Origin of the sequence: Nocardia amamiensis (assembly GCF_015477605.1) — a bacterium.
Taxonomy (GTDB): Bacteria; Actinomycetota; Actinomycetes; order Mycobacteriales; family Mycobacteriaceae; genus Nocardia; species Nocardia amamiensis_A.
In genome coordinates, this window is record NZ_JADLQX010000015.1 from 190,574 (window position 1) to 209,098 (window position 18,525).

Consider the following 18,525-nt stretch of genomic DNA (forward strand, 5'->3'; position numbering starts at 1 on the left):
GTGGAGCCCGGAATCCAGGTTCGCCGCAAACCGCCCCGGGCTCACACGGTGAATGCGGTGACGGCGTCCACGACGCGGGCAACCTGCGCATCCGTCAAGCCCGGCCACAGCGGCAGGCGTACGACGGTCGCGGAGAATTCCGCGCTGTGCAGGCACTGCCGCGGTGTGCGGCCGAGTTTGAAGCCCGCCGGGCTCGAATCCAGCGGTATGTAGTGGAACGGCGCCGAGATGCCCTGCGCCGCGAGGTGGGCGATGAGGTCGTCGCGGCGGCGTTCGGTCGGGGTGCGCAAGTAATAGAGGTGCGCGGTGTGCTCGCGGTCGGCGGGCACGGACATGAGGCGCACGTCGTTGCGCCCGGCCCAGTCCGGGAGGGCGGCGGCGTAGGTGTCCCATACGCGGTGGCGTCCGGCCTGGATGGTGTCGAACTCGTCCAGCTGCGCGTCCAGCACCGCCGCGTTCAGCTCGCTGGGCAGGTAGCTGGAGCCGATGTCCTGCCAGGAGTACTTGTCCACCGCGCCGCGCAGGAACCGCGCCCGGTCGGTGCCCTTCTCCCGGATGATCTCGGCCCTGGCCATCAGGATCTCGTCGGTGAGCAGCAGTGCGCCGCCCTCGCCGCAGTGCACGTTCTTGGTGTCGTGGAAGCTGAGCGTGCCCATCGAGCCGATGGTGCCCAGCTGCCTGCCGCGCCAGGTGCCGCCGAGCCCGTGCGCGTTGTCCTCAACGACCGCGAAGCCGTGCGCGTTCGCCAGCTCCAGCAGCCCGGCCATGTCGGCGGCGACGCCGCCGTAGTGGATGACCACCACGGCCTTGGTCCGCTCGCTGATCACGGCGGCGACCGAAGCGGGGTCCAGGTTGCCGGTGGCCGGGTCGATATCAGCGAAGACGCAGGTGGCGCCGCGCAACGCCATGGCGGTGGCGGTGGAGGTGAACGCGAAGCTGGGCACGATCACTTCGTCGTCGGGGCCCAGTTCCAGCAGCAGGCCCGACATCTCCAGCGCGGAGGTGCAGGAGGTGGTCAGCAGGGCGTGCGGCGCGCCGGTGATGGTCTTCAGCTTCGCGGTGGCCGAAGCAGTGAACTGCCCGTCGCCGTGGCTGTGGTCGGAGGCCAGCACTGCCTCGAGATTGGCGAGTTCCCTGCGGGCCCGGAACGGGCGGCTGAAGATGACGCGGTCAGTGTTCAACCCGGTCGGTCCCCCTGCTGGCGGTGGTCGCGGTCAGTTCCGAAGCATCGGCCGGACGCGGTGTCGGCGTCTGGACGGTGAGATAGAGCGGTTTGCCCACCAGGATGTGCAGGGCGACGCCGAGATACTCGGCGATGAGGCCGAGCGAGAAGAGCACGGCGCCGGAACACAGCAGCAGCACGACGATGGTCGAGGCCCAGCCCTCCGGCGCCCAGCCATCGGTGGTCAGCGCCTCGAACACGACGACGGCGGCCATCACGGCGCCGGCCAGTGCCAGCGTGACGCCGAGCAGGCTGACCAGCCGCAGGCCGCGCGTGCCACTGCACAGCACCATCTTCCAGAACAGGGAGAACAGGCGGCGGTAGTTGTAGCCGGACTCCTCGCGCCCCTCGGCGCGCAGCACCACCGGCGCCTGCGCGACGGCGCCGACCACCCAGGTCAGCGCGACGTCGAGGTAGACGCCGTTGGAGGCGACCTCGGCGAGCTGCCTGCCGATGTCACCGCGGATCAGCCGGTAGCTTTCGAACCGGGTGGAATCCGGGAACGCGAACAGCGTCGCGAGCACCAGCTTGGCCCCGCGCGAGGTCAGATTCCGCAGGAAGCCGTGCGGCCGGGTGTTGCTCGGTTTGGAGTACACCAGGTCGGCCCGCTCGGCCAGCGCCGTATCCAGGAACGAGCTGATGAAGCGAGGGTCGTGCTGACCGTCCTCGTCCATGGTGACGATCCAGTCGCCTGCCGCGGCCGACATCCCGGCGATCGTGGCCGCGTCCTGCCCGAAGTTGCGGCTGAGCCAGACCACGCGCACCTCGGCGTAGGTCTGCTCCAGCTCTTGCAACACCACGTCGGAACGGTCGGGACCGTGGTCGTGCACGAGGATGATCTCGCTGACGGTGAAGGTGATGCCACCGGGAGTCTCGACGGTGCGGGTCAAACCGTGCAATTCGGCGACCAGTCCGGCGATGGTGTCTTCGCCCCGGTACACCGGCACGACCACCGATACCGTGTGCGGCCGGTCCACACCGGGCCGAGCCGGATCACCGTTCGTCGCGGGGGCGCCGGAACGGAGTGCACGGGCTGGGGGAATCGGCATCAGCTGGATCGACTTTCGATGACGGTGCGTGCCGGTACTCGTTGCAGGACTGCAGAGCCCGAACCGGTGTGGACTCTAGCACGGTGCGGTTTCCGGCTACCGGAGCAGCTGATCATGCCCTCATCATGGTGTGGTCGCTCGACCGATGCCAAGCGGGGACCGGCACTGTAGGGTTTGGAACTCGTGACGGACAGTGCAGTGCTCGGCTCGCCGCAGGATGTCTATTCGCGGCGAGATGTCTACCGGTGGGGGGTCATCACCGCGCTCGGAGTGGTCGCGGGTTATGCCGCCGTCCTGCTCGCCAACGTCCGGCATTTCTTCACCGACGACACCGAGTCCCAGTACACCTCGCTGTGGGTCGGCCTCGGCCGCGCGCTGCGCGAGGGCACTTTTCCGGTGATGGTGCCCGAGCAGTGGATGTCGGGCAACAACACGATGGACGACGCGGGCCTGTTCAATCCGCCGCAGCTGCTGATCGATCTGATCGCGCCGTCGGTGGACAACGTCGCCCTGTACGCCACCGTCGTGAAGCTGATCTTCTCGATCATCGCCGCACTCGGCGTCTACCGGGTGTGCCTGGTCTACGGCGGGCGTCCGTCCTGGTCGGCGGCGGCGGGCATCGCGCTGCCGCTGTCGGGCTTCTTCCTGTTCTTCGACGAAGCCAGCTGGATGACCGCGCTCACCGGCACCGCGTGGCTGGTGCACGCGTGGGCGGCGTCGGTGCGTTACACACGCGGCCTCGGCGGGCCGATCCCGGTTTTCGTCTATCTGTATCTGACCATCTCGACGCAGTACATCTTCCCGGCGGTCGAGGCGGTGCTGATGCTGCTGGCGGTGGCCGTCGGCGAGCTGGTGTACAAGCGCAAGTGGCAGCCAGTGCTGCGGCTGACCGTCGCGGCGGGCTGCGCCGGGCTCGCCGGCCTGCTCACCTTCCTGCCCTCGATGCTCTCGGCGAAGGTGACCTGGCGCGGCACCGCGCAGATCAACAACGACCAGTTCCTCACGGTGCCGTGGTCGGAGTCGCTGAACGCGAGCCTGCCCAGCTCGCTGCCCGCATTCAGCTCGTGGTGGGGCTACGTGCAGCCGCTTCCGGTCACCTATATCGCCTGGTTCCTGATTCCGGCGCTGGCGTTCGTCGACTGGCGTCGCGCCCGGGAGGCGTGGCGGGAACTCAGCGCGGTCGCGATCTTCGCGATCATGATGCTGATGTGGACCGCGGGCCCGGGTTCGGTCGGGCCGCTGCGCTGGCCCGCTCGCGTGCTGCCGATGCTGGCCATCGGTCTGCTCGTGCTGGTGTGCGTGCTGCTCGGTCGCTACGGCACGGTGCGGGACGCGAAGAACCGGGGGATCGCGGCGGGCGTGCTGATCCTGGCGCTGTGGGTGCGGTCCTTCTCCGCCGACCCACACGATTGGGTCTGGCACGTGGTCGCGGCGGTCGCGCTCGCCGCACTGGTGGCCGCGGCGGTGTGGTTGGGCCGCACCAAGGGCACCGCCGCGGCGTGCGCACTGACCATCGTCGCGATGTTCCCGATCGCCTACTTCCAGGTCAGCGCCGCGCAACCCACACCGATGTCGTGGAACCTGCCGGCCGAGCGTTCGGCGGCGAAGGCGGCATTCCCGGATTTCGCGGGCACCACCATCCAGCTGGGCGATCGTGGTCTGCTGCAGCCGCAGGACAAGAGCGTCGACGGCGCGTACGGGTCGCTGGTCTTCGGCAACTACGCCCGGGGACTGGAACTCACCTACGTCAACGGCTACACGCCGAGCGGGCACTTCTATTTCGGCGAGCTGCTGTGCATGCGCTGGGACGGCAGCGTCTGCCCGGACGCCTACCGGCGGATGTTCGCGCCGGAACCGGCCACTGGACGGCCGCTCGTCGACTTGATGAAGCTGGACCGGGTCGTGCTGCAACGCGCGCTGTTCCCGGACGCGCCGAGCCAACCGGCGCCGGAGCGCTGGAAGTGGGTCGACTATCCCGGTCATGAGCGCTACATCGCGGTGCTGGAACGAGTGGGTGGTCCGATCTCGACGACCAACGGCCGCGTCGCCGACGCCGAGGGCGTGACCGCGACCTCGATCTCGGAAACCGACACCACCAGCCGGGTGCGGGTGTCCTCGGCCGACGGCGGCCGGATCGTGTTCTCGCGCCTCGGCTGGCCGGGCTACCGAGTCACCCTGAACGGTCAGTCGATTCCCATGACGACGGTCGCCAAATCGTTTGTCGCCGTCGACGTTCCGGCGGGCACCCAGAACGCCGAGCTGGTGCTGACCTGGCGTCCGCCGGGCTGGAAGATCGGCATCGCCGCCATGGGTGCGGGAGTGATCGGAATCGGCCTCCTGCAATGGCTGCACGTGCGCACACGGCGACGCGAAGAGCCGGCGTCGGCCGAGGGCTCGACGCCCGCCGAGCCGGACCGCGAGCTGGCGGACGTCGTTTCGTGACAGCGAACGCACGCCCCGTCGCCACGACCGCGGCGGCGGCCGATGAGCCCGCGGCGGGACTGCTGGTTCGTGTCGTGCGCAGGCAGGAGGTCGCCTTCGCCCTGGTGGGCGTGTTCAACACCCTGCTGGGCATCGGCCTGACCGTGGTGTGGCTGGCGGTACTGGGTGATGCGTGGCCTCCCGCCGTCTCGGTCGTGCTGGCCTATGGCATGGGCATCGTCATCGCTTTCATCCTGCACCGGACCCTGGTGTTCCGCGTGCGTGGCCGCGTGCTGCGCGACTTCGCCGGGTTCGTCGTGGTGAATTCCGGGGGACTGCTGATGAATACGGTGCTGCTCTCGCTGGCGGTCGAGGTACTGCACTTGCCGCGGATTCCCTCCGCGGTGGTGGTGATGGGTCTGGTCGCGGTCGCCAGTTTCTTCGGCCACCGCTATATCTCGTTCCGCCGTCGCCCGCAGGTTCGGTCTTCCGGCGAGGCAGGCTAGCTCACCGGCCGGGCGCCGCCGGTGGCGCGGAGCTTGCAGAGGCAACGTCATTGCGCCGTAGGACGCGTTCCCGGCAGCGGCTCGGCGGGGTAGCGGGGCGTTGCCTGTAGGGTCTGTGACTCGTGGCCGAACGTAGATCCTTCGCTTCGCGAGAAGTCCTGATCTGGGGCATCGTCACCGCGCTCGGTGTGATCGCGGGATACGGCGCGGTTCTATTCGCCAACGCCCGGCATTTCTATACCGACGACACCGAGTCGCAGTACGCGCCGCTATGGGTGATGCTGGGTCGATACTTGCGCGAGGGACGGTTTCCCGCGCTCGTGCCCGAGCACTGGATGGCGGGCAACTACACGATCGAAGAGGCGGGCCTGCTCAATCCGCCGCAGCTACTGATCGATCTGATCGCGCCGTCGGTCGGCAATCTCGCGCTGTACGCCACCGTGGTGAAGCTGATCTTCGCGATCATCCTCGGGCTCGGCGTTTATCGGATCTGCCTTGGCTACGCGGCGAAGGCGCCGTGGGCAGCCGTCGCGGGCGTCGCCATTCCTTTCACCGGATGGCTGCTGTTCTTCGACGAATCCAGCTGGATGACCGCGTTCACCGGCACGGCCTGGCTGGCCCATGCATGGGCGTCCGGGGTGCGTTACGCCCGTGGGAACAGCGGGCCGATCCCGACGTTCGTCTTTTTGTACCTGGCCATCTCGGTGCAGTACATCTTCCCCGCGGTCGAGGCCGGTCTGATGGTCGGCGCCGTCGCGATCGGTGAATTCGTCCACCAGAAGGCGTGGCGGCCGTCGCTGCGCTTGCTCACGGTGGCCGCCTGCGCCGCGCTGGCCGGTTCGGCGACCTACCTGCCGAGCATGCTGTCGGCAAAGGTGACCTGGCGCGGCACCGCGCAGATCAACAACGAGCAGTTGCTGACCGTGCCGTGGTCGGAGTCGCTCAACGCGAGCCTGCCCAGCACGTTGCCCGCGTTCAACTCGTGGTGGGGTTACGTGCAGCCGATGCCCGTGGTCTACATCGCCTGGTTCCTGATTCCGGCGCTGGCCTTCGTGGACTGGCGCAAGGCGCTCGACTCGGCGCGCGAGCTGGTCGCGCCCGCTCTGTTCGCGGCGATGGCGCTGATGTGGACGGCTGGTCCCGGCGCGATCGGTCCCCTGCGCTGGCCCGCTCGCGTGCTGCCGATGGTCGCGTTGGGACTGCTGGTTCTGGTATGCGTGCTGCTCGGTCGTTTCGCCACGTTCGACGACTGGCGGCGGCGTGGTGTCGCGGCGGCGGTGCTCATCGGTCTGTTGTGGGCTCGATCGGTCTCCGCGGCTCCGCACGAGGTGATCGGCCACGTTGTCGCGGCGCTCGGCGTCGCCGCGCTCGGAGCGGTCGTGGTCTGGCTGGCCCGTAGCCGCGGCGTCGTCGCGGCGTGCGCGCTGGTGATCGCGTCGGTGTCCGCGATCGCCTATGCGCAGGTGTGGGCGGCTCAGCCGACGCCGATGGGCTGGAATCTGCCGGAGAACCGGTCGGAGATGAAGGCAGGGTTCCCCGATTTCCCCGGGACCACGCTGCAGCTCGGCGACCGCATGCTCATCCCGCGGGACGAGCGGAGCCTGAGCGGCGCGTACGGGTCGCTGGTGTTCGGCAACTATGCCAAGGATCTCGAGCTGACGTATGTCAGCGGATACACCCCGAACGGGCATTACTGGTTCGGCGAGACGCTGTGCATGCGCTGGGACACCAGCGTCTGCCCCGACGCCTACCGGCGCGCCTTCGCGACCGAACCGACCACCGGCAAAACCATCGTCGACCTGATGAAGATCGACCGCGTGGTGCTGCATCGCGCCCTGTACCCGGACGCACGTGAGCAGCCCGCGCCATCGGGCTGGACCTGGGTCGACTACCCGGGACACGAAAAGTACATCTCGGTGCTGGAACGCAGCGACGGTCTGATCTCCACTCGGAACGGCCGGATCGCGGCCGTCCAGGGCGGGACCGCGACTTCGCTCGCCGAATCGGATTCGACCAGCCGGGTGCGCGTGAGTTCTGCCGATGGCGGACGGGTCGTATTCGCCCGGCTCGGGTGGCCTGGCTACCGCGTGACGCTCGACGGTCGCGAAATCCCCTCCACGCTCGTAGCGAAAACATTTGTGGCGGTGGATATTCCGGCTGGCACGACGGGCGGCGAGCTGGCGCTGACCTGGCTGCCGCCCGGCTGGCAGTTAGGCGTGGCCGCGGTACTGCTCGGCTTGGTCGGCGTAGGTGTCCTGGAATGGGCGTACCGGCGCGGCAGGCGCCGGACGGACCGTCCGGTCGACGGGACCGATGAGCCCGCGCTATCCGATTCGGCTGCCACCCCGGAACCCGATCTGGCGGACGCTGCCCGATGAGTGCGGGCGCAGCGGCGCGGGCGCGGATCCTGCGGCGTCTCGACGCCACGAACGGGATGGAGCCGCTTTCCGCGTTCGCGACGAACGACATCGCTGCGGATCCGGGGCCTTTGCTGCGACTGGTGCGACGCCAAGAGATCGCGTTCGCGGTCGTGGGCATGGTGAACACCGTCCTCGGCATGGCCCTGACTGTGATGTGGCTGGTACTGCTCGGCAATCGGGTGCCCGCCGCGGTCGCGCCCGCCGCGGCCTACGGCGTCAGCGTGATCGTGGCGTTCGTTCTGCACCGGGCTTTGGTCTTCCGCGTGCGGGGCCGGCTGGTCCGCGATTTCGTCGCCTTCGTAGCGGTGAACTCCGGCGGGCTGCTGATGAACATGGCGCTGCTCCAAATGGGGGTGTCGGTCCTGCATCTGCCGAGCATCCCGTCCGCGATCGGGGTAATGGCGCTGGTGGCGGTCGCGAGTTTCTTCGGGCACCGCCACATCTCGTTTCGCCGCGCGCCGGCAGACGCCACGGACGGTTCCCGATCCGATTCGACCGGAAGGTAGGTTTCCACCTATGCCTGAGCACACCACCCTGGACGCCACACTGCTGAGCCTGCTGGCTTGCCCGCAGGACAAGGGCCCGCTGCGGCTGGTCCGTGCCGCGGACGGCAGCTCGCTGCTCTACAACCCGCGCCTGCGCCGGGCATACCCCGTCGAGAACGGCATTCCGGTGCTGCTCGTCGACGAGGCCAGGGACGTCACCGACGCCGAACACGAAGCGTTCACCGCGCCGGAGGCCGGCGTCTGACCCTGCGCGCGTTCTGCTGAACCTCTCTCTGCCCGCTCCCTGGACCGCGAGGTCGACGCTCGGCAACGGATGAGTCACGTTCTTCAGGTTCGTCGACCCTCCGAAGCCGGGTCCGCCATGATCATTTACACCTCGCGACGGTCCGCACGCTCCGGCGTCGGGCGCTCGAACCAGCCTGCTGAGCAACACAGGGGGCGTAAGGGGAGAGAGGTCGGGAACGTGATGAGCAGCTTGCGTTTACGTAACTGGACAGCTCGATGCGTGATTGCCTGCGGTGTGGTGTCGGCGGGGTTCGCCATGGCCGCGCCCGCACCGGCCGAACCGCTCTGGCCGGGCGGTCCGGACATCCCTGGTCTGCCCGCATTGATTCCGCCGCCACCGCCGCCACCGCCCGTGGCGCCCTGTTCCACCGCGGCCCGCGCGTGCATGCGGCTGTCGACCGACGAAGCCTGGCTGATGGACGGAGGCCGGGTGGTCTACGGTCCGACGCCGATTTCGCACGGGATGCCGGGATACGAGACGCCTGCGGGTGTCTTTCGCGTGTCGTTCAAGAAGGAGTTCCACTGGAGCACGATGCACAACGCTCCAATGGAGTACGCGGTCTTCTTCAACGGCGACATCGCTTTCCACGTCGGTCCGATCGAGAAGAAGTCGCACGGTTGCGTCCGGATGACACACGAAGGCGCCAAGGCGTTCTACGAGTACTTGTCGCCCGGTGACATCGTCGAAGTCGTCGAATGACCGGCCGCGGTGATCGCGAGGGTCACCCGGACGCCGGTACTCGTCCGATGTCCCCGGTCAGATAGCGCTGCAGCGTCGGACCCACGGCGGCGACCAAGTCGGGCGCCGCCATGGAGGCGAGCGGTTCGACGCCGATGATCTTGCGACCCACCAGCACCCCGATCATCTGCGACGCGACCAGCGCGACCCGGGCGCGGCCGTCGTCCTCGGCGGTCGCGATCCGGTGGCGGACGCGTTCGAGCACGATTTCCAGCACGAATGTCCTGGCCAGGACCGGGTCGTCGCTTCCGGTCAGGATGCTGCGCACCGCCGCGACGATCCCCGGTCCGGCAGGGGAGTCCCACACCGCGACGACGGCGCGAAGGATGGTCTCACCCAACTGATTCAGCGGCGCCGACTCGATGATCTTCAGTGTCGCCTCCGGATCCACCGGCAGCTCCACCACCGCGGCGAAAAGCTGTTGTTTGGTGCCGAAGTAGTGGTGCACCAAGGCCGGATCGACCCCGGCGTCGGTGGCGACCGCGCGAATCGAGGTCTTGTGGAAACCGACGTCGGCGAACCGTGCGCGGGCGGCCGCGAGGATGGCCTCGCGGGCGCCCGACTGTCCGGGTCTGCGGCCGCTGCGGGTGGGCCGCTCGGCGCCGCCGGAACCGTTGCCTGCCGTCACGCGGTCCGCCGTCGTAGCGTCGCCGCGCCCAGGATCAGGGCGACGATCGCGAATCCGGCGACGATGGCCAGGTCGCGCCACATCTGTCCGGTGACCTCCGGATGGGTCGAGACCTGTTGCAGCGCATCGACCGCGTAGCTCAGCGGCATCACGTTGCTGATCACCTCCAGCCAATCGGGCAGCTGGTCGCGGGGAACGAGCAAGCCGCACAAGAAGATCTGCGGCGCGACCACGACCGGCATGAACTGTACGGCTTGAAACTCCGTGCGCGCGAACGCGCTTGCCAGCAGCCCCAGCGCCACCCCGCAGATCGCGTCGACCACCGCGATCAGCACGATCCAGCCGGGACTGCCCGCCGCGTCGAGCCCGAGCAGACCGAAGGAGACCAGGCAGGCGACCGTGGCCTGCGCGGCCGCGGCCAGCGAGAACGCGGTGCCGTATCCGGCGAGCAGGTCGAGTTTCGACAGCGGTGTGGACAGCAAGCGCTCCAGCGTGCCCGAGGTGCGTTCGCGCTGCATGGCGATCGCGGTGATCAGGAACATCACGATGAACGGCAGGATGCCGAGCATGCTGATGCCGACTCGGTCGAACAGCGGGACCGGGTTCAGCGGGTTGGTCGGGGTGTCTTTGTAGATGAAGTACAGCAGCGCCATCAGCAGGGCCGGAACCACCAGGATCATGGCGACGGTGCGGTGGTCGTTGCGCAGCTGCCGCAGGATGCGGCCGGTGGTCGCGGCATAGGGGCGCAGCGTTGGCATCCGCCGCGGCGCGGCTTCCAGGGTGGCGGTCATGCGTTCGGTCCCATCGTGATCAGGGTGAGGAAGGCGGTCTCCAGGTTCTGTTCGCCGGTCCGCACCCGCAGTTCGTCCGGGCTGAGCTGGGCGAGCAGCCGCCCGTCGCGCATCAGCAGCAGCTGGTCGCAGTGCTCGGCCTCGTCCATGACGTGGCTGGACACCAGCAGCGTCGTCCCGTTCGCCGCCAATTCGTGGAACTGCTTCCAGAGTTCGACGCGCAGGACGGGGTCGAGCCCGACCGTCGGTTCGTCCAGCACCAGCAGATCGGGCTGGGCGACCAGCGAGCATGCCAGCGAGGCACGGGTCAGCTGGCCGCCGGACAGTTCGTCGCCGCGCTGGCGGGCGTTCTCGCTCAAGCCGACCGCCGTGATCGCGTCGTCCACGTCGGCGCGATCGCGGCCGTAGAGCGCGGCGAAGTACGCCACATTGTCGCGGACACTGATGTCGGGGTAGATGCTCGGCGCCTGGGTGACGTAGCCGATCCGGTGGCGCAACGCCGCCGAGCCCGCGGGGATACCGAGGGCGGCGACGTCTCCCGCTTCGACGATCTGGGTGCCGACGACGCAGCGCATCAGCGTGGTCTTGCCGCAACCCGACGGGCCGAGCAGTCCGGTGATCGAGCCGCGCGGGATGGTCAGCGAGACATCGTGCAGTACTTCGCGGCCGCCGCGGCGGACCCGCAGGCCGCGGACTTCGACAGCGGGAGCAGAGGTGGATTGCGACACGGTCGCCTCAATTCATCGAGTGTTGAATTCACTATGTGATGAATTTAGCGCGAACGCGCCCGACCGGCAAGAGGATCTGGCGGGGAAAGTCAGTGGCCGTGGTGTCGCGGCGGCGTCCCGGCGCTCTCGCCCGGGTTCACGACCACGAATTGGCCCATCATTCCGAGGTCCTCATGCCAGAGCAGGTGGCAGTGATACATGTAGGGCGAGTCCGGATCGGCCGGGCCGTCGAACCGCATGGCCAGCCGCACCGTGACGTTCGGCGGCAGGAAGACGGTGTCCTTGGCGCCGGTCAGTGCGGCGGGCGGTGGACCGTCGTCGACAGCGAGCACCCGGAATTGCACGTCGTGGACGTGGAAGTTGTGCGGCATGCCGTCGGTGTTGCGCACTACCCAGGTCTCGGCGGTGCCTCGGGTGACCGTGAAATCGATGCGCTCCATCGCCATCGGTGTGCCGTTGATCCCGCCGAGTTCCAGATCGAAATGCCGTTCCCGCACCGAATCGGAGCCGTCCGGCGTGCTGGGAAGCGCCAGCGTCGCAGGGAGTTCCGGTGACGGCCGCAGCGCCTCGGCGGCGCGCAGTTCCAGGATGTCGAAGGTGTCGTCGCCGCCGGCGAACCGCTGGGTCCAGAAACCCAGTCCGGCATCGAGTTTGCCGCTGCGCAGTACCGTTCGCTCGCCGGGTCGCATCCGCACGACGATTTCGCCGCGCTCGCCCGGCGACAATCGCAGCCGATCGAGGGTGATCGGCCGTTCCACGAGGCCGCCGTCGGTGGCGATGAGCGCGAACGGTCGCTGGTCGGAGAATTCGAACGTGTACGTGCGCGCGGTCGAGGCGTTGAGCAGACGCAGGCGGACGAGTTCGTCGCCGACGTTCCGGTACGGCGTCAATGTCCCGTTGACCATGGTCCGATCGCCGAGGAATCCGACATCACGGAATATCGCGTGGGCCGAATCGAACGCGGCGCCCTTGAACTTCACGTCCTGGACGATCACGGGCAGGTCGTCCACGCCGTAGGTCGCGGGCAGAGGTAGAGCAGTGGACACGTCGTCGTCGAGCAGGAACATGCCCGCGAGGCCGCGCCGGACGTGCTCTTCGGTCGCACCGTGCGGATGCGGGTGGTACCACAGTGTTGCCGCGGGCTGGTCGATGCTCCAGTTCGGCGTCCAGCCGGCGCCCGGCGCCACCATCTGGTGCGGACCTCCGTCCATCGCGGCGGGTAGATGCATCCCGTGCCAGTGCACGGTCGAGGCCTCCGTCAGGTTGTTGCGGACGGTGACCGCCACCTTCTCCCCGCGCCGTGCCCGCAGCGTGGGCCCGAGATAGTCGCCGTTGAATCCCCACGTTTCCGTGATCTGTCCGGGCAGGAACTCCCTTCGCCCCGATCGCATGTCGAGCTCGAAAGTGCGGGTTCCGTCGGCGTCGATCCGGGACGGAGCCAGCGGCGGGATGGCGAGTTCGTTGCGGAATCCGGCGCTGCCGACAGTGGATACGGTCGCCCCGACGTACACCCAGGTGACGCCGCCGGCGATCGCGAGAGCCAGCGACGTCACAACCGAAACCAGAACCAGGAGCAACCGCCGCCCTCTACGCGGCCGGGAATCCGAAGACATGGCCTGACGGTAGGAATCGGCAGTGCCGCAACACATCCGGGAGCATCCCCATTTCCTCCCCGGTCCGTCCCTGATGCCCGAGCCGGAGTGGGTCAGGGTGCGGAGCGCCCCGCCTGCGCATGATGTGACTCGGGACACAATCGTGCCTGTCACGTCCCGGGCCGGTCGTTTGTCCCATGGTCGTCACCATCCGCGAACCCTGCGGGTACCCAGGGCCGTGCGACCGGCACGAGTACCCGGTAACCGTTTCTGGTTCCCGATCGAGGAGCATCGAGCCCATGGTTGACCGGACACCCGAGCAAGACCCGTTTCTCGAGCACCGGCGGCTGCTGTTCGCCACCGCGTACCGGATGCTGGGGACCGTCACCGACGCCGAAGACATCCTCCAGGATGCCTGGCTGAAGTGGAACGACACCGACCGTTCCACCGTGCGGCACCCCAAGTCCTACCTGGTGCGCACGGTCACCAACCTGTCGCTGAACCGGCTCAGCTCGGCCACGGCCACCCGCGAGAACTACGTCGGCCCGTGGCTTCCCGAACCGCTGCTCACCTCGCCCGGCATCGCCGAGAACAGCGAAGTGGCCGACACCGTCTCCACGGCGATGCTCGTGGTCCTGGAGACGCTGAGTCCCGTCGAACGCGCGGTGTTCCTGCTGCGGGAGGTCTTCGGTTACACGCACGCCGAGATCGCCGACACCCTGGACCGGTCCGAGCCGGCCATCCGGCAGATCGCACACCGCGCCAAAGGACATGTGCAGTCCCGCCGGCCGCGTTTCGACACCGACAAGGCCGAGCGTGACCACATCACCCAGCGGTTCATGGCCGCGTGTTCGGGTGGCGACCTGAACGCCCTGATGGATCTGCTCGCCCCGGACGTCACTTCGTGGTCCGATGGCGGCGGTGTGGTCACCGCGGCGCGGCGCCCGCTGTACGGCCGCGATCACGTGGCCCGCTGGACACTCGGCGTGCTCGCCAAGCCGATCGTCGCGGGTATCGTGCTCGAATCCGCGTACATCAACGGCGAACTCGGCGCGCTGGCACGCATCGACGGCAACCCGGTGGCCGTCTTCACCTACGACATCGCCGACGGACGGATCCAGAATCTGCGGTTCCAAGTGAATCCGTACAAGTTGAGGGGTCTGTTCATGGGCACCGACACCCTTGGGTGAGGCGCACCGCAGACCGACCCGTCCGCGCGCGCCATGGCGGTCCGCGTTCTAGGCTCCTGCCGTGACAAACCAGAGCGCGGAACTGTCCGCCGAGGGCGGGCAGCTACGGGCTTCGACGCTCGAGCTGTTCTTCGATCTCGTCTTCGTCTTCACCATCACCCAGCTTTCGCACGTCTACACCCATCACCCGGGCTGGCAGGCGATCGCCCAGGTGGCGCTGCTGTTCGGGGTGATCTGGTGGATGTACTCCGGTTACGTCTGGCTCACCAACGAGGTCGCGCCGAACAGCACGGCCCGGCGGAGCTGGCTGATGATCGGCATGTTCGCGTTCTTCGTACTCGCACTGGCGATCCCGGACGCGTTCCACGGCACGGGCATCGCGTTCGGTGCGGGGTACGTCCTGGTCACCGCCGTGCATACCGCGCTGTTCGTCTCGGCGGGCGGCGCCTCGGCCACCCTCGCGATCCGGCGGATCGCCCCGCTGAACGGATTGGCCGCCGCTCTGGTGCTGGCGGGCGGGTTCGTGCACGGCTGGTTGCAGTACGCGTGCTGGACTGCGGCGTTCGTGGTTCAGGTGCTCAGTCCGTATCTCGTGGACACCCAGGATTTCGTGATCCGTGCCAGTCATTTCTGCGAGCGGCACGGGTTGGTCGTCATCGTCGCGATCGGCGAATCGATCGTCGCCATCGGTGCGGGATTGGCCGGGGAGAAGATCACCACGCAGTTGATCGCCACGGTCGCCCTCGGCCTGTGCCTGGCCTACGTACTGTGGTGGGCCTACTTCGGCGTCGACAACGAGCACGGCGAGGCCGCGCTGGCGGCGGTTCCGGACCGGGAACGGTCCCGTCCGGCTTTGCTCGCCTATGGCTATTCGCTCTATCCATTGCTCATCGGCGTCATCGTGGCGGCGGCGGGCATTCAGATGAGCATCGCCCATGGCAACGAAGCCGCTTCGGTCGCCGTGGCCGCCGCCCTCTCCGGCGGGGTAGCCCTGTACTTCCTCGGCCAGTTCTTCTTCCGGCTGACGCTGCGCCTGCCGCGCCCATGGGCCCGGCTCCTCGCGGCGGCCGCCGTCGCGGCGACCACACCGATCGGCGTCATCTGGGTGTCCTGGGCTCAGCTGGCCGCGATCGTCACGGTCGCCTACGCGGCGGTGATCGCCGACGACCTGGTCACGGCGCGCTCGGGTGAGCACGGCACGTACTACTGAGTACTACTGAGTGTGACGCAGTGCGAACTCCTCCGCTCCGTTCGGTCGCTGTGGCAACTCGGCTCGGCGCGGCGATACGGGCGCATGCTCGGTGACCGAGAACGACAACGGAGACCGATGCCAACAGCACGCGGATAACCTGGCGTGCGGCCGCCCGGTGCCAGGCGGGGTCTCGGGCAGGCCTTCAGTGGCTGCGCGCCTGTCGCGCCCATCGAGGACAATGGCGGTCGTGTCCGCTGAAGAACTCGCTGTCGAACCGCCCGCCGCCGCCCGCCGCTTGCTCGGGGCAACCCTGAGGTCGGGGCCGGTCGCGGTACGGATCGTCGAGGTCGAGGCGTACGGGGGAGACCCTGCCGGGCCGTGGCCCGACCCGGCTTCGCATTCCGGGCGCGGACGGACCAAGCGCAACGGCGTGATGTTCGGTCCTGCCGGAATGCTGTACGTCTACCTGAGCTACGGCATGCACACCTGCGTGAATGTGACGAGCGGACCGGACGGCACCGCCAGCGCCGTGCTGATCCGCTCCGGTGAGGTGATCGACGGCCTGGAGACGGTCCGGGCCCGGCGTCCGGGCGCCCGTTCCGATCTCGACTTGGCCCGTGGGCCGGGCAATTTCGGTACTGCACTGGAAATCACGTTGAGCGACTACGGAACCGCACTATTCGATCCGTCCTCCGCGATCCGGCTGGAGTTGAACGGTCCGGTGGAGACCGCCGAGATCGCCAGCGGTCCCCGAGTGGGTGTGAGCACCGCGGCGGACGTGCCGTGGCGGTTCTGGCTCGCAGGTTCCCGCGCGGTGTCGGTCTACCGGCGCAGTCCGCGTGCGCCACTGTCGACCGCGAAGGCTCTGTAGACCACCGGGCGAAGGATGTCGCCGCGGTGCGATCCATTTCCCATCAGGCGCACCGTCCTAACAGGTGAACGCGCTACCAACCGGCGCGACCGACCTGAAGAACCATGACCGCCGCCGCCCGCCCCGGCAAGGTCATCGCGGGAAACGTTCACCCGCTGAATGCGGCGTCAGCGACGCAAACCACCGATGTCACCGAGCGAGCCGACAGCGTGAGCGGCGGCGGTCACTCGCTCGAGCTATCCGGTGGGCCAGACGGCAGTGGGTCCTGGATCGCAACCTGCCGTCATCACCGACGACCCGATCGGCGCGCTCCGGCGCTCGCGGTCCGTCGAGCTCGATCGCTCCCTGCGCACGCGAAAAATCGTTCGACCTGCGTCGCGTCGCGTGACGACACTGAGGCGCACACAGCACCCGAGACCTCATGCGGAAAGATAGGACGGCGTGAGCGGCGACATCATCGACGAACTGACCTGGCGCGGATTGATCGCGCAGTCCACCGACCTGGATGCCTTGCGCGCGGCGGCGGCCGCCGGGCCGCTGACCCTGTATGCCGGCTTCGATCCCACCGCCGCCAGTCTGCACGCGGGCCATCTGGTGCCGTTGCTCGCGCTGAAGCGTTTCCAGCGTGCGGGCCACCGCCCCATCGTGCTGGCCGGCGGCGCCACCGGTCTGATCGGCGACCCTCGCGACGTCGGGGAGCGGACCATGAACTCGACCGACACGGTGGCGGAGTGGGCCGGGCGGATCCGCTCCCAACTGGAACGCTTCGTGGACCTGGACGATTCGCCGACCGGCGCGGTGATCGTCGACAACATGGACTGGACCGGCCCGTTGACCGCCGTCGACTTCCTGCGCGACATCGGCAAGCACTTCTCGGTGAACGTCATGCTGGCTCGCGACACCATCAAGCGGCGCCTGGACGGTGAGGGTATTTCCTACACCGAGTTCAGCTACATGCTCCTGCAGGCCAACGACTACCTCCAGCTGCGCCGCAACTACGGCTGCACGCTGCAGGTGGGCGGCTCCGACCAGTGGGGCAACATCATCGCCGGCGTCGAACTCAACCGCCGCGTCGACGGCGCGTCCGTGCACGCGCTGACCGTCCCGCTGGTGACCTCCGCCGACGGCAAGAAGTTCGGCAAGTCCACCGGTGGCGGCAGTCTGTGGCTCGACCCGGAGATGACCAGCCCGTACGCCTGGTACCAGTACTTCGTGAACACCGCCGACGCCGACGTGGTGCGCTACCTGCGCTGGTTCACCTTCCTGTCCCGGGAAGAACTCGACGAGCTGGAGCAGGCGACCGCCGAGCGCCCGCACGCCAGGGAGGCGCAGCGCAGGCTGGCCGCGGAGATGACGACCCTGGTGCACGGCGAGGCCGACACCCGTGCGGTGCAGTTGGCCAGCCAGGCGCTGTTCGGTCGCGGCGAACTGCGCGACCTCGATGGCGCCACCCTCGGGGCCGCGCTGCGCGAGGCCGCGATCGACGGCGAGGTCGCGCGGCTCGCGCCCGGCGAGCCGGCCACCATCGTGGATCTGCTCGTCGCGACCGGTCTGTGCGAGAGCCGCGGCGCCGCCCGGCGCGCGGTGAACGAAGGCGGGGCTTCGGTGAACAACACGAAAATCTCCGACGTCGAGTGGACTCCCGCCGACACCGACTACCTGCACGGGCAGTGGCTCGTGCTGCGGCGCGGGAAGAAGAACCTCGCCGGGGTCTTGCGGGCAGGTGCATGAAGATCGCGGTGGCTTGAATCACATCGGTGTGATTCAAGCCAGCGCTTACGTCAGCGCTGTGCCTCTGACCTGCGCAAACACCTCCGTGTTCAGGCGATTTGACGTAGCGTTATCCGGCGCGTAACTTATTCCAGGTCAGAGCGACACGGACACCGACCCGGAGCCGAGAAGCGAGGCGCGAGCCGAGCGGAGGGACCGGGAAACGAGGTAGGACGAGGAGCGCCTGACAGGCCAGCACAATCGGATAGACCGATCGGACTTGACTTCGCTCGGTTGCTTGGTTAGGCTGGGAAAGTTGCCCCAGAGAAGATCCGGTCACTCCGGATCGGACCTGTGTGCGTGTGTTCTTTGAGAACTCAATAGTGTGTCGATGAATGTCAGTGCCAAATATTTTTTGGTTCCGGCCTTCCGCTCCCCGTGTGGAGGGTCGGGCATTTTTTGTCAGCTAATTTTCCGGCTGGCGATTGTTTTGCTGGGTTTTCGGACTCTAGTTATTACTTTGATTGCGCCCTGTGGGGTGTGATTGTGAGTCTTCAACGGAGAGTTTGATCCTGGCTCAGGACGAACGCTGGCGGCGTGCTTAACACATGCAAGTCGAGCGGTAAGGCCCTTCGGGGTACACGAGCGGCGAACGGGTGAGTAACACGTGGGTGA

Annotated in this window: 16 protein-coding genes and 1 rRNA gene; 11 read left to right on the plus strand and 6 right to left on the minus strand. The window is 67.9% G+C overall.

Annotated elements, in window-relative coordinates:
* Positions 1–41 precede the first annotated feature (41 nt).
* Positions 42–1,181, minus strand: a complete 1,140-nt coding sequence (rffA, locus tag IU459_RS21110) for a dTDP-4-amino-4,6-dideoxygalactose transaminase (RefSeq protein ID WP_195131264.1) — start codon at positions 1,179–1,181, stop codon at positions 42–44.
* Positions 1,171–2,271: a glycosyltransferase family 2 protein gene (locus IU459_RS21115; RefSeq protein ID WP_195131265.1), complete on the minus strand. Its 1,101-nt coding sequence runs from the start codon at positions 2,269–2,271 to the stop codon at positions 1,171–1,173. Before IU459_RS21115 ends, rffA begins: the two co-directional genes overlap by 11 nt.
* A gap of 270 nt (positions 2,272–2,541) precedes the next feature.
* Here IU459_RS21115 and IU459_RS21120 point away from each other — a divergent pair, with 270 nt between their 5' ends.
* From IU459_RS21120 to IU459_RS21145, 6 genes are all read left to right on the plus strand, one after another.
* The gene (locus IU459_RS21120; RefSeq protein ID WP_324198966.1) at positions 2,542–4,713 is read left to right on the plus strand and encodes a hypothetical protein; all 2,172 of its coding nucleotides are present in this window, start codon (positions 2,542–2,544) and stop codon (positions 4,711–4,713) included.
* Positions 4,710–5,198 carry a GtrA family protein gene (locus tag IU459_RS21125; RefSeq protein WP_324198963.1) on the plus strand — a complete coding sequence of 163 codons (489 nt, stop codon included), beginning with the start codon at positions 4,710–4,712 and terminating at the stop codon, positions 5,196–5,198. Before IU459_RS21120 ends, IU459_RS21125 begins: the two co-directional genes overlap by 4 nt.
* Before the next feature lie 122 nt (positions 5,199–5,320).
* Positions 5,321–7,576: a hypothetical protein gene (locus IU459_RS21130; protein WP_195131267.1), complete on the plus strand. Its 2,256-nt coding sequence runs from the start codon at positions 5,321–5,323 to the stop codon at positions 7,574–7,576.
* Entirely contained in the window at positions 7,573–8,124 is a 552-nt protein-coding gene (locus tag IU459_RS21135) for a GtrA family protein (RefSeq protein ID WP_324198964.1), read from the plus strand. The genes IU459_RS21130 and IU459_RS21135 overlap by 4 nt, the downstream gene beginning before the upstream one ends.
* A 10-nt stretch (positions 8,125–8,134) precedes the next feature.
* Complete coding sequence (locus IU459_RS21140; RefSeq protein ID WP_195131268.1) at positions 8,135–8,368, plus strand: Trm112 family protein; 234 nt, start codon at positions 8,135–8,137, stop codon at positions 8,366–8,368.
* 261 nt (positions 8,369–8,629) lie between these two features.
* Positions 8,630–9,109 (plus strand): L,D-transpeptidase, encoded by a 480-nt coding sequence (locus IU459_RS21145; protein WP_324198965.1) that lies wholly within the window; start codon positions 8,630–8,632, stop codon positions 9,107–9,109.
* Between the two features lie 22 nt (positions 9,110–9,131).
* On the opposite strand, the gene IU459_RS21150 is transcribed toward IU459_RS21145, so the two are convergent.
* The 4 genes from IU459_RS21150 to IU459_RS21165 all read right to left on the minus strand — a co-directional run bounded on the left by IU459_RS21150 (position 9,132) and on the right by IU459_RS21165 (position 12,908).
* Complete coding sequence (locus IU459_RS21150) at positions 9,132–9,776, minus strand: TetR/AcrR family transcriptional regulator (RefSeq protein ID WP_195131270.1); 645 nt, start codon at positions 9,774–9,776, stop codon at positions 9,132–9,134.
* Complete coding sequence (locus IU459_RS21155) at positions 9,773–10,567, minus strand: ABC transporter permease (RefSeq protein ID WP_195131271.1); 795 nt, start codon at positions 10,565–10,567, stop codon at positions 9,773–9,775. The genes IU459_RS21150 and IU459_RS21155 overlap by 4 nt, the downstream gene beginning before the upstream one ends.
* The gene (locus tag IU459_RS21160) at positions 10,564–11,295 is read right to left on the minus strand and encodes an ABC transporter ATP-binding protein (RefSeq protein ID WP_195131272.1); all 732 of its coding nucleotides are present in this window, start codon (positions 11,293–11,295) and stop codon (positions 10,564–10,566) included. The genes IU459_RS21155 and IU459_RS21160 overlap by 4 nt, the downstream gene beginning before the upstream one ends.
* Before the next feature lie 89 nt (positions 11,296–11,384).
* Positions 11,385–12,908, minus strand: a complete 1,524-nt coding sequence (locus IU459_RS21165) for a multicopper oxidase family protein (protein ID WP_195131273.1) — start codon at positions 12,906–12,908, stop codon at positions 11,385–11,387.
* Between the two features lie 278 nt (positions 12,909–13,186).
* Here IU459_RS21165 and IU459_RS21170 point away from each other — a divergent pair, with 278 nt between their 5' ends.
* The 5 genes from IU459_RS21170 to IU459_RS21190 form a co-directional block, all read left to right on the plus strand.
* Entirely contained in the window at positions 13,187–14,077 is an 891-nt protein-coding gene (locus IU459_RS21170) for an RNA polymerase sigma-70 factor (protein WP_195131274.1), read from the plus strand.
* Positions 14,078–14,138: 61 nt separating this feature from the next.
* Complete coding sequence (locus IU459_RS21175) at positions 14,139–15,287, plus strand: low temperature requirement protein A (protein WP_195131275.1); 1,149 nt, start codon at positions 14,139–14,141, stop codon at positions 15,285–15,287.
* Between the two features lie 220 nt (positions 15,288–15,507).
* A complete protein-coding gene (locus IU459_RS21180; RefSeq protein WP_195131276.1) occupies positions 15,508–16,140 on the plus strand; it encodes a DNA-3-methyladenine glycosylase in 633 nt (210 codons plus the stop codon).
* Positions 16,141–16,581: 441 nt separating this feature from the next.
* Positions 16,582–17,871 (plus strand): tyrosine--tRNA ligase, encoded by a 1,290-nt coding sequence (tyrS, locus tag IU459_RS21185; protein WP_195131277.1) that lies wholly within the window; start codon positions 16,582–16,584, stop codon positions 17,869–17,871.
* 533 nt (positions 17,872–18,404) lie between these two features.
* A 16S ribosomal RNA gene (locus IU459_RS21190) occupies positions 18,405–18,525 on the plus strand; the annotation flags it as partial.

Coding starts and splice junctions, on each gene's coding strand:
- IU459_RS21140 (WP_195131268.1), top strand. CDS start 8,135: ATGCCTGAGCACACCACCCTGGACGCCACACTGCTGAGCCTGCTGGCT.
- IU459_RS21115 (WP_195131265.1), bottom strand. CDS start 2,271: ATGCCGATTCCCCCAGCCCGTGCACTCCGTTCCGGCGCCCCCGCGACG.
- IU459_RS21155 (WP_195131271.1), bottom strand. CDS start 10,567: ATGACCGCCACCCTGGAAGCCGCGCCGCGGCGGATGCCAACGCTGCGC.
- IU459_RS21180 (WP_195131276.1), top strand. CDS start 15,508: ATGGCGGTCGTGTCCGCTGAAGAACTCGCTGTCGAACCGCCCGCCGCC.
- IU459_RS21165 (WP_195131273.1), bottom strand. CDS start 12,908: ATGTCTTCGGATTCCCGGCCGCGTAGAGGGCGGCGGTTGCTCCTGGTT.
- IU459_RS21135 (WP_324198964.1), top strand. CDS start 7,573: ATGAGTGCGGGCGCAGCGGCGCGGGCGCGGATCCTGCGGCGTCTCGAC.
- IU459_RS21170 (WP_195131274.1), top strand. CDS start 13,187: ATGGTTGACCGGACACCCGAGCAAGACCCGTTTCTCGAGCACCGGCGG.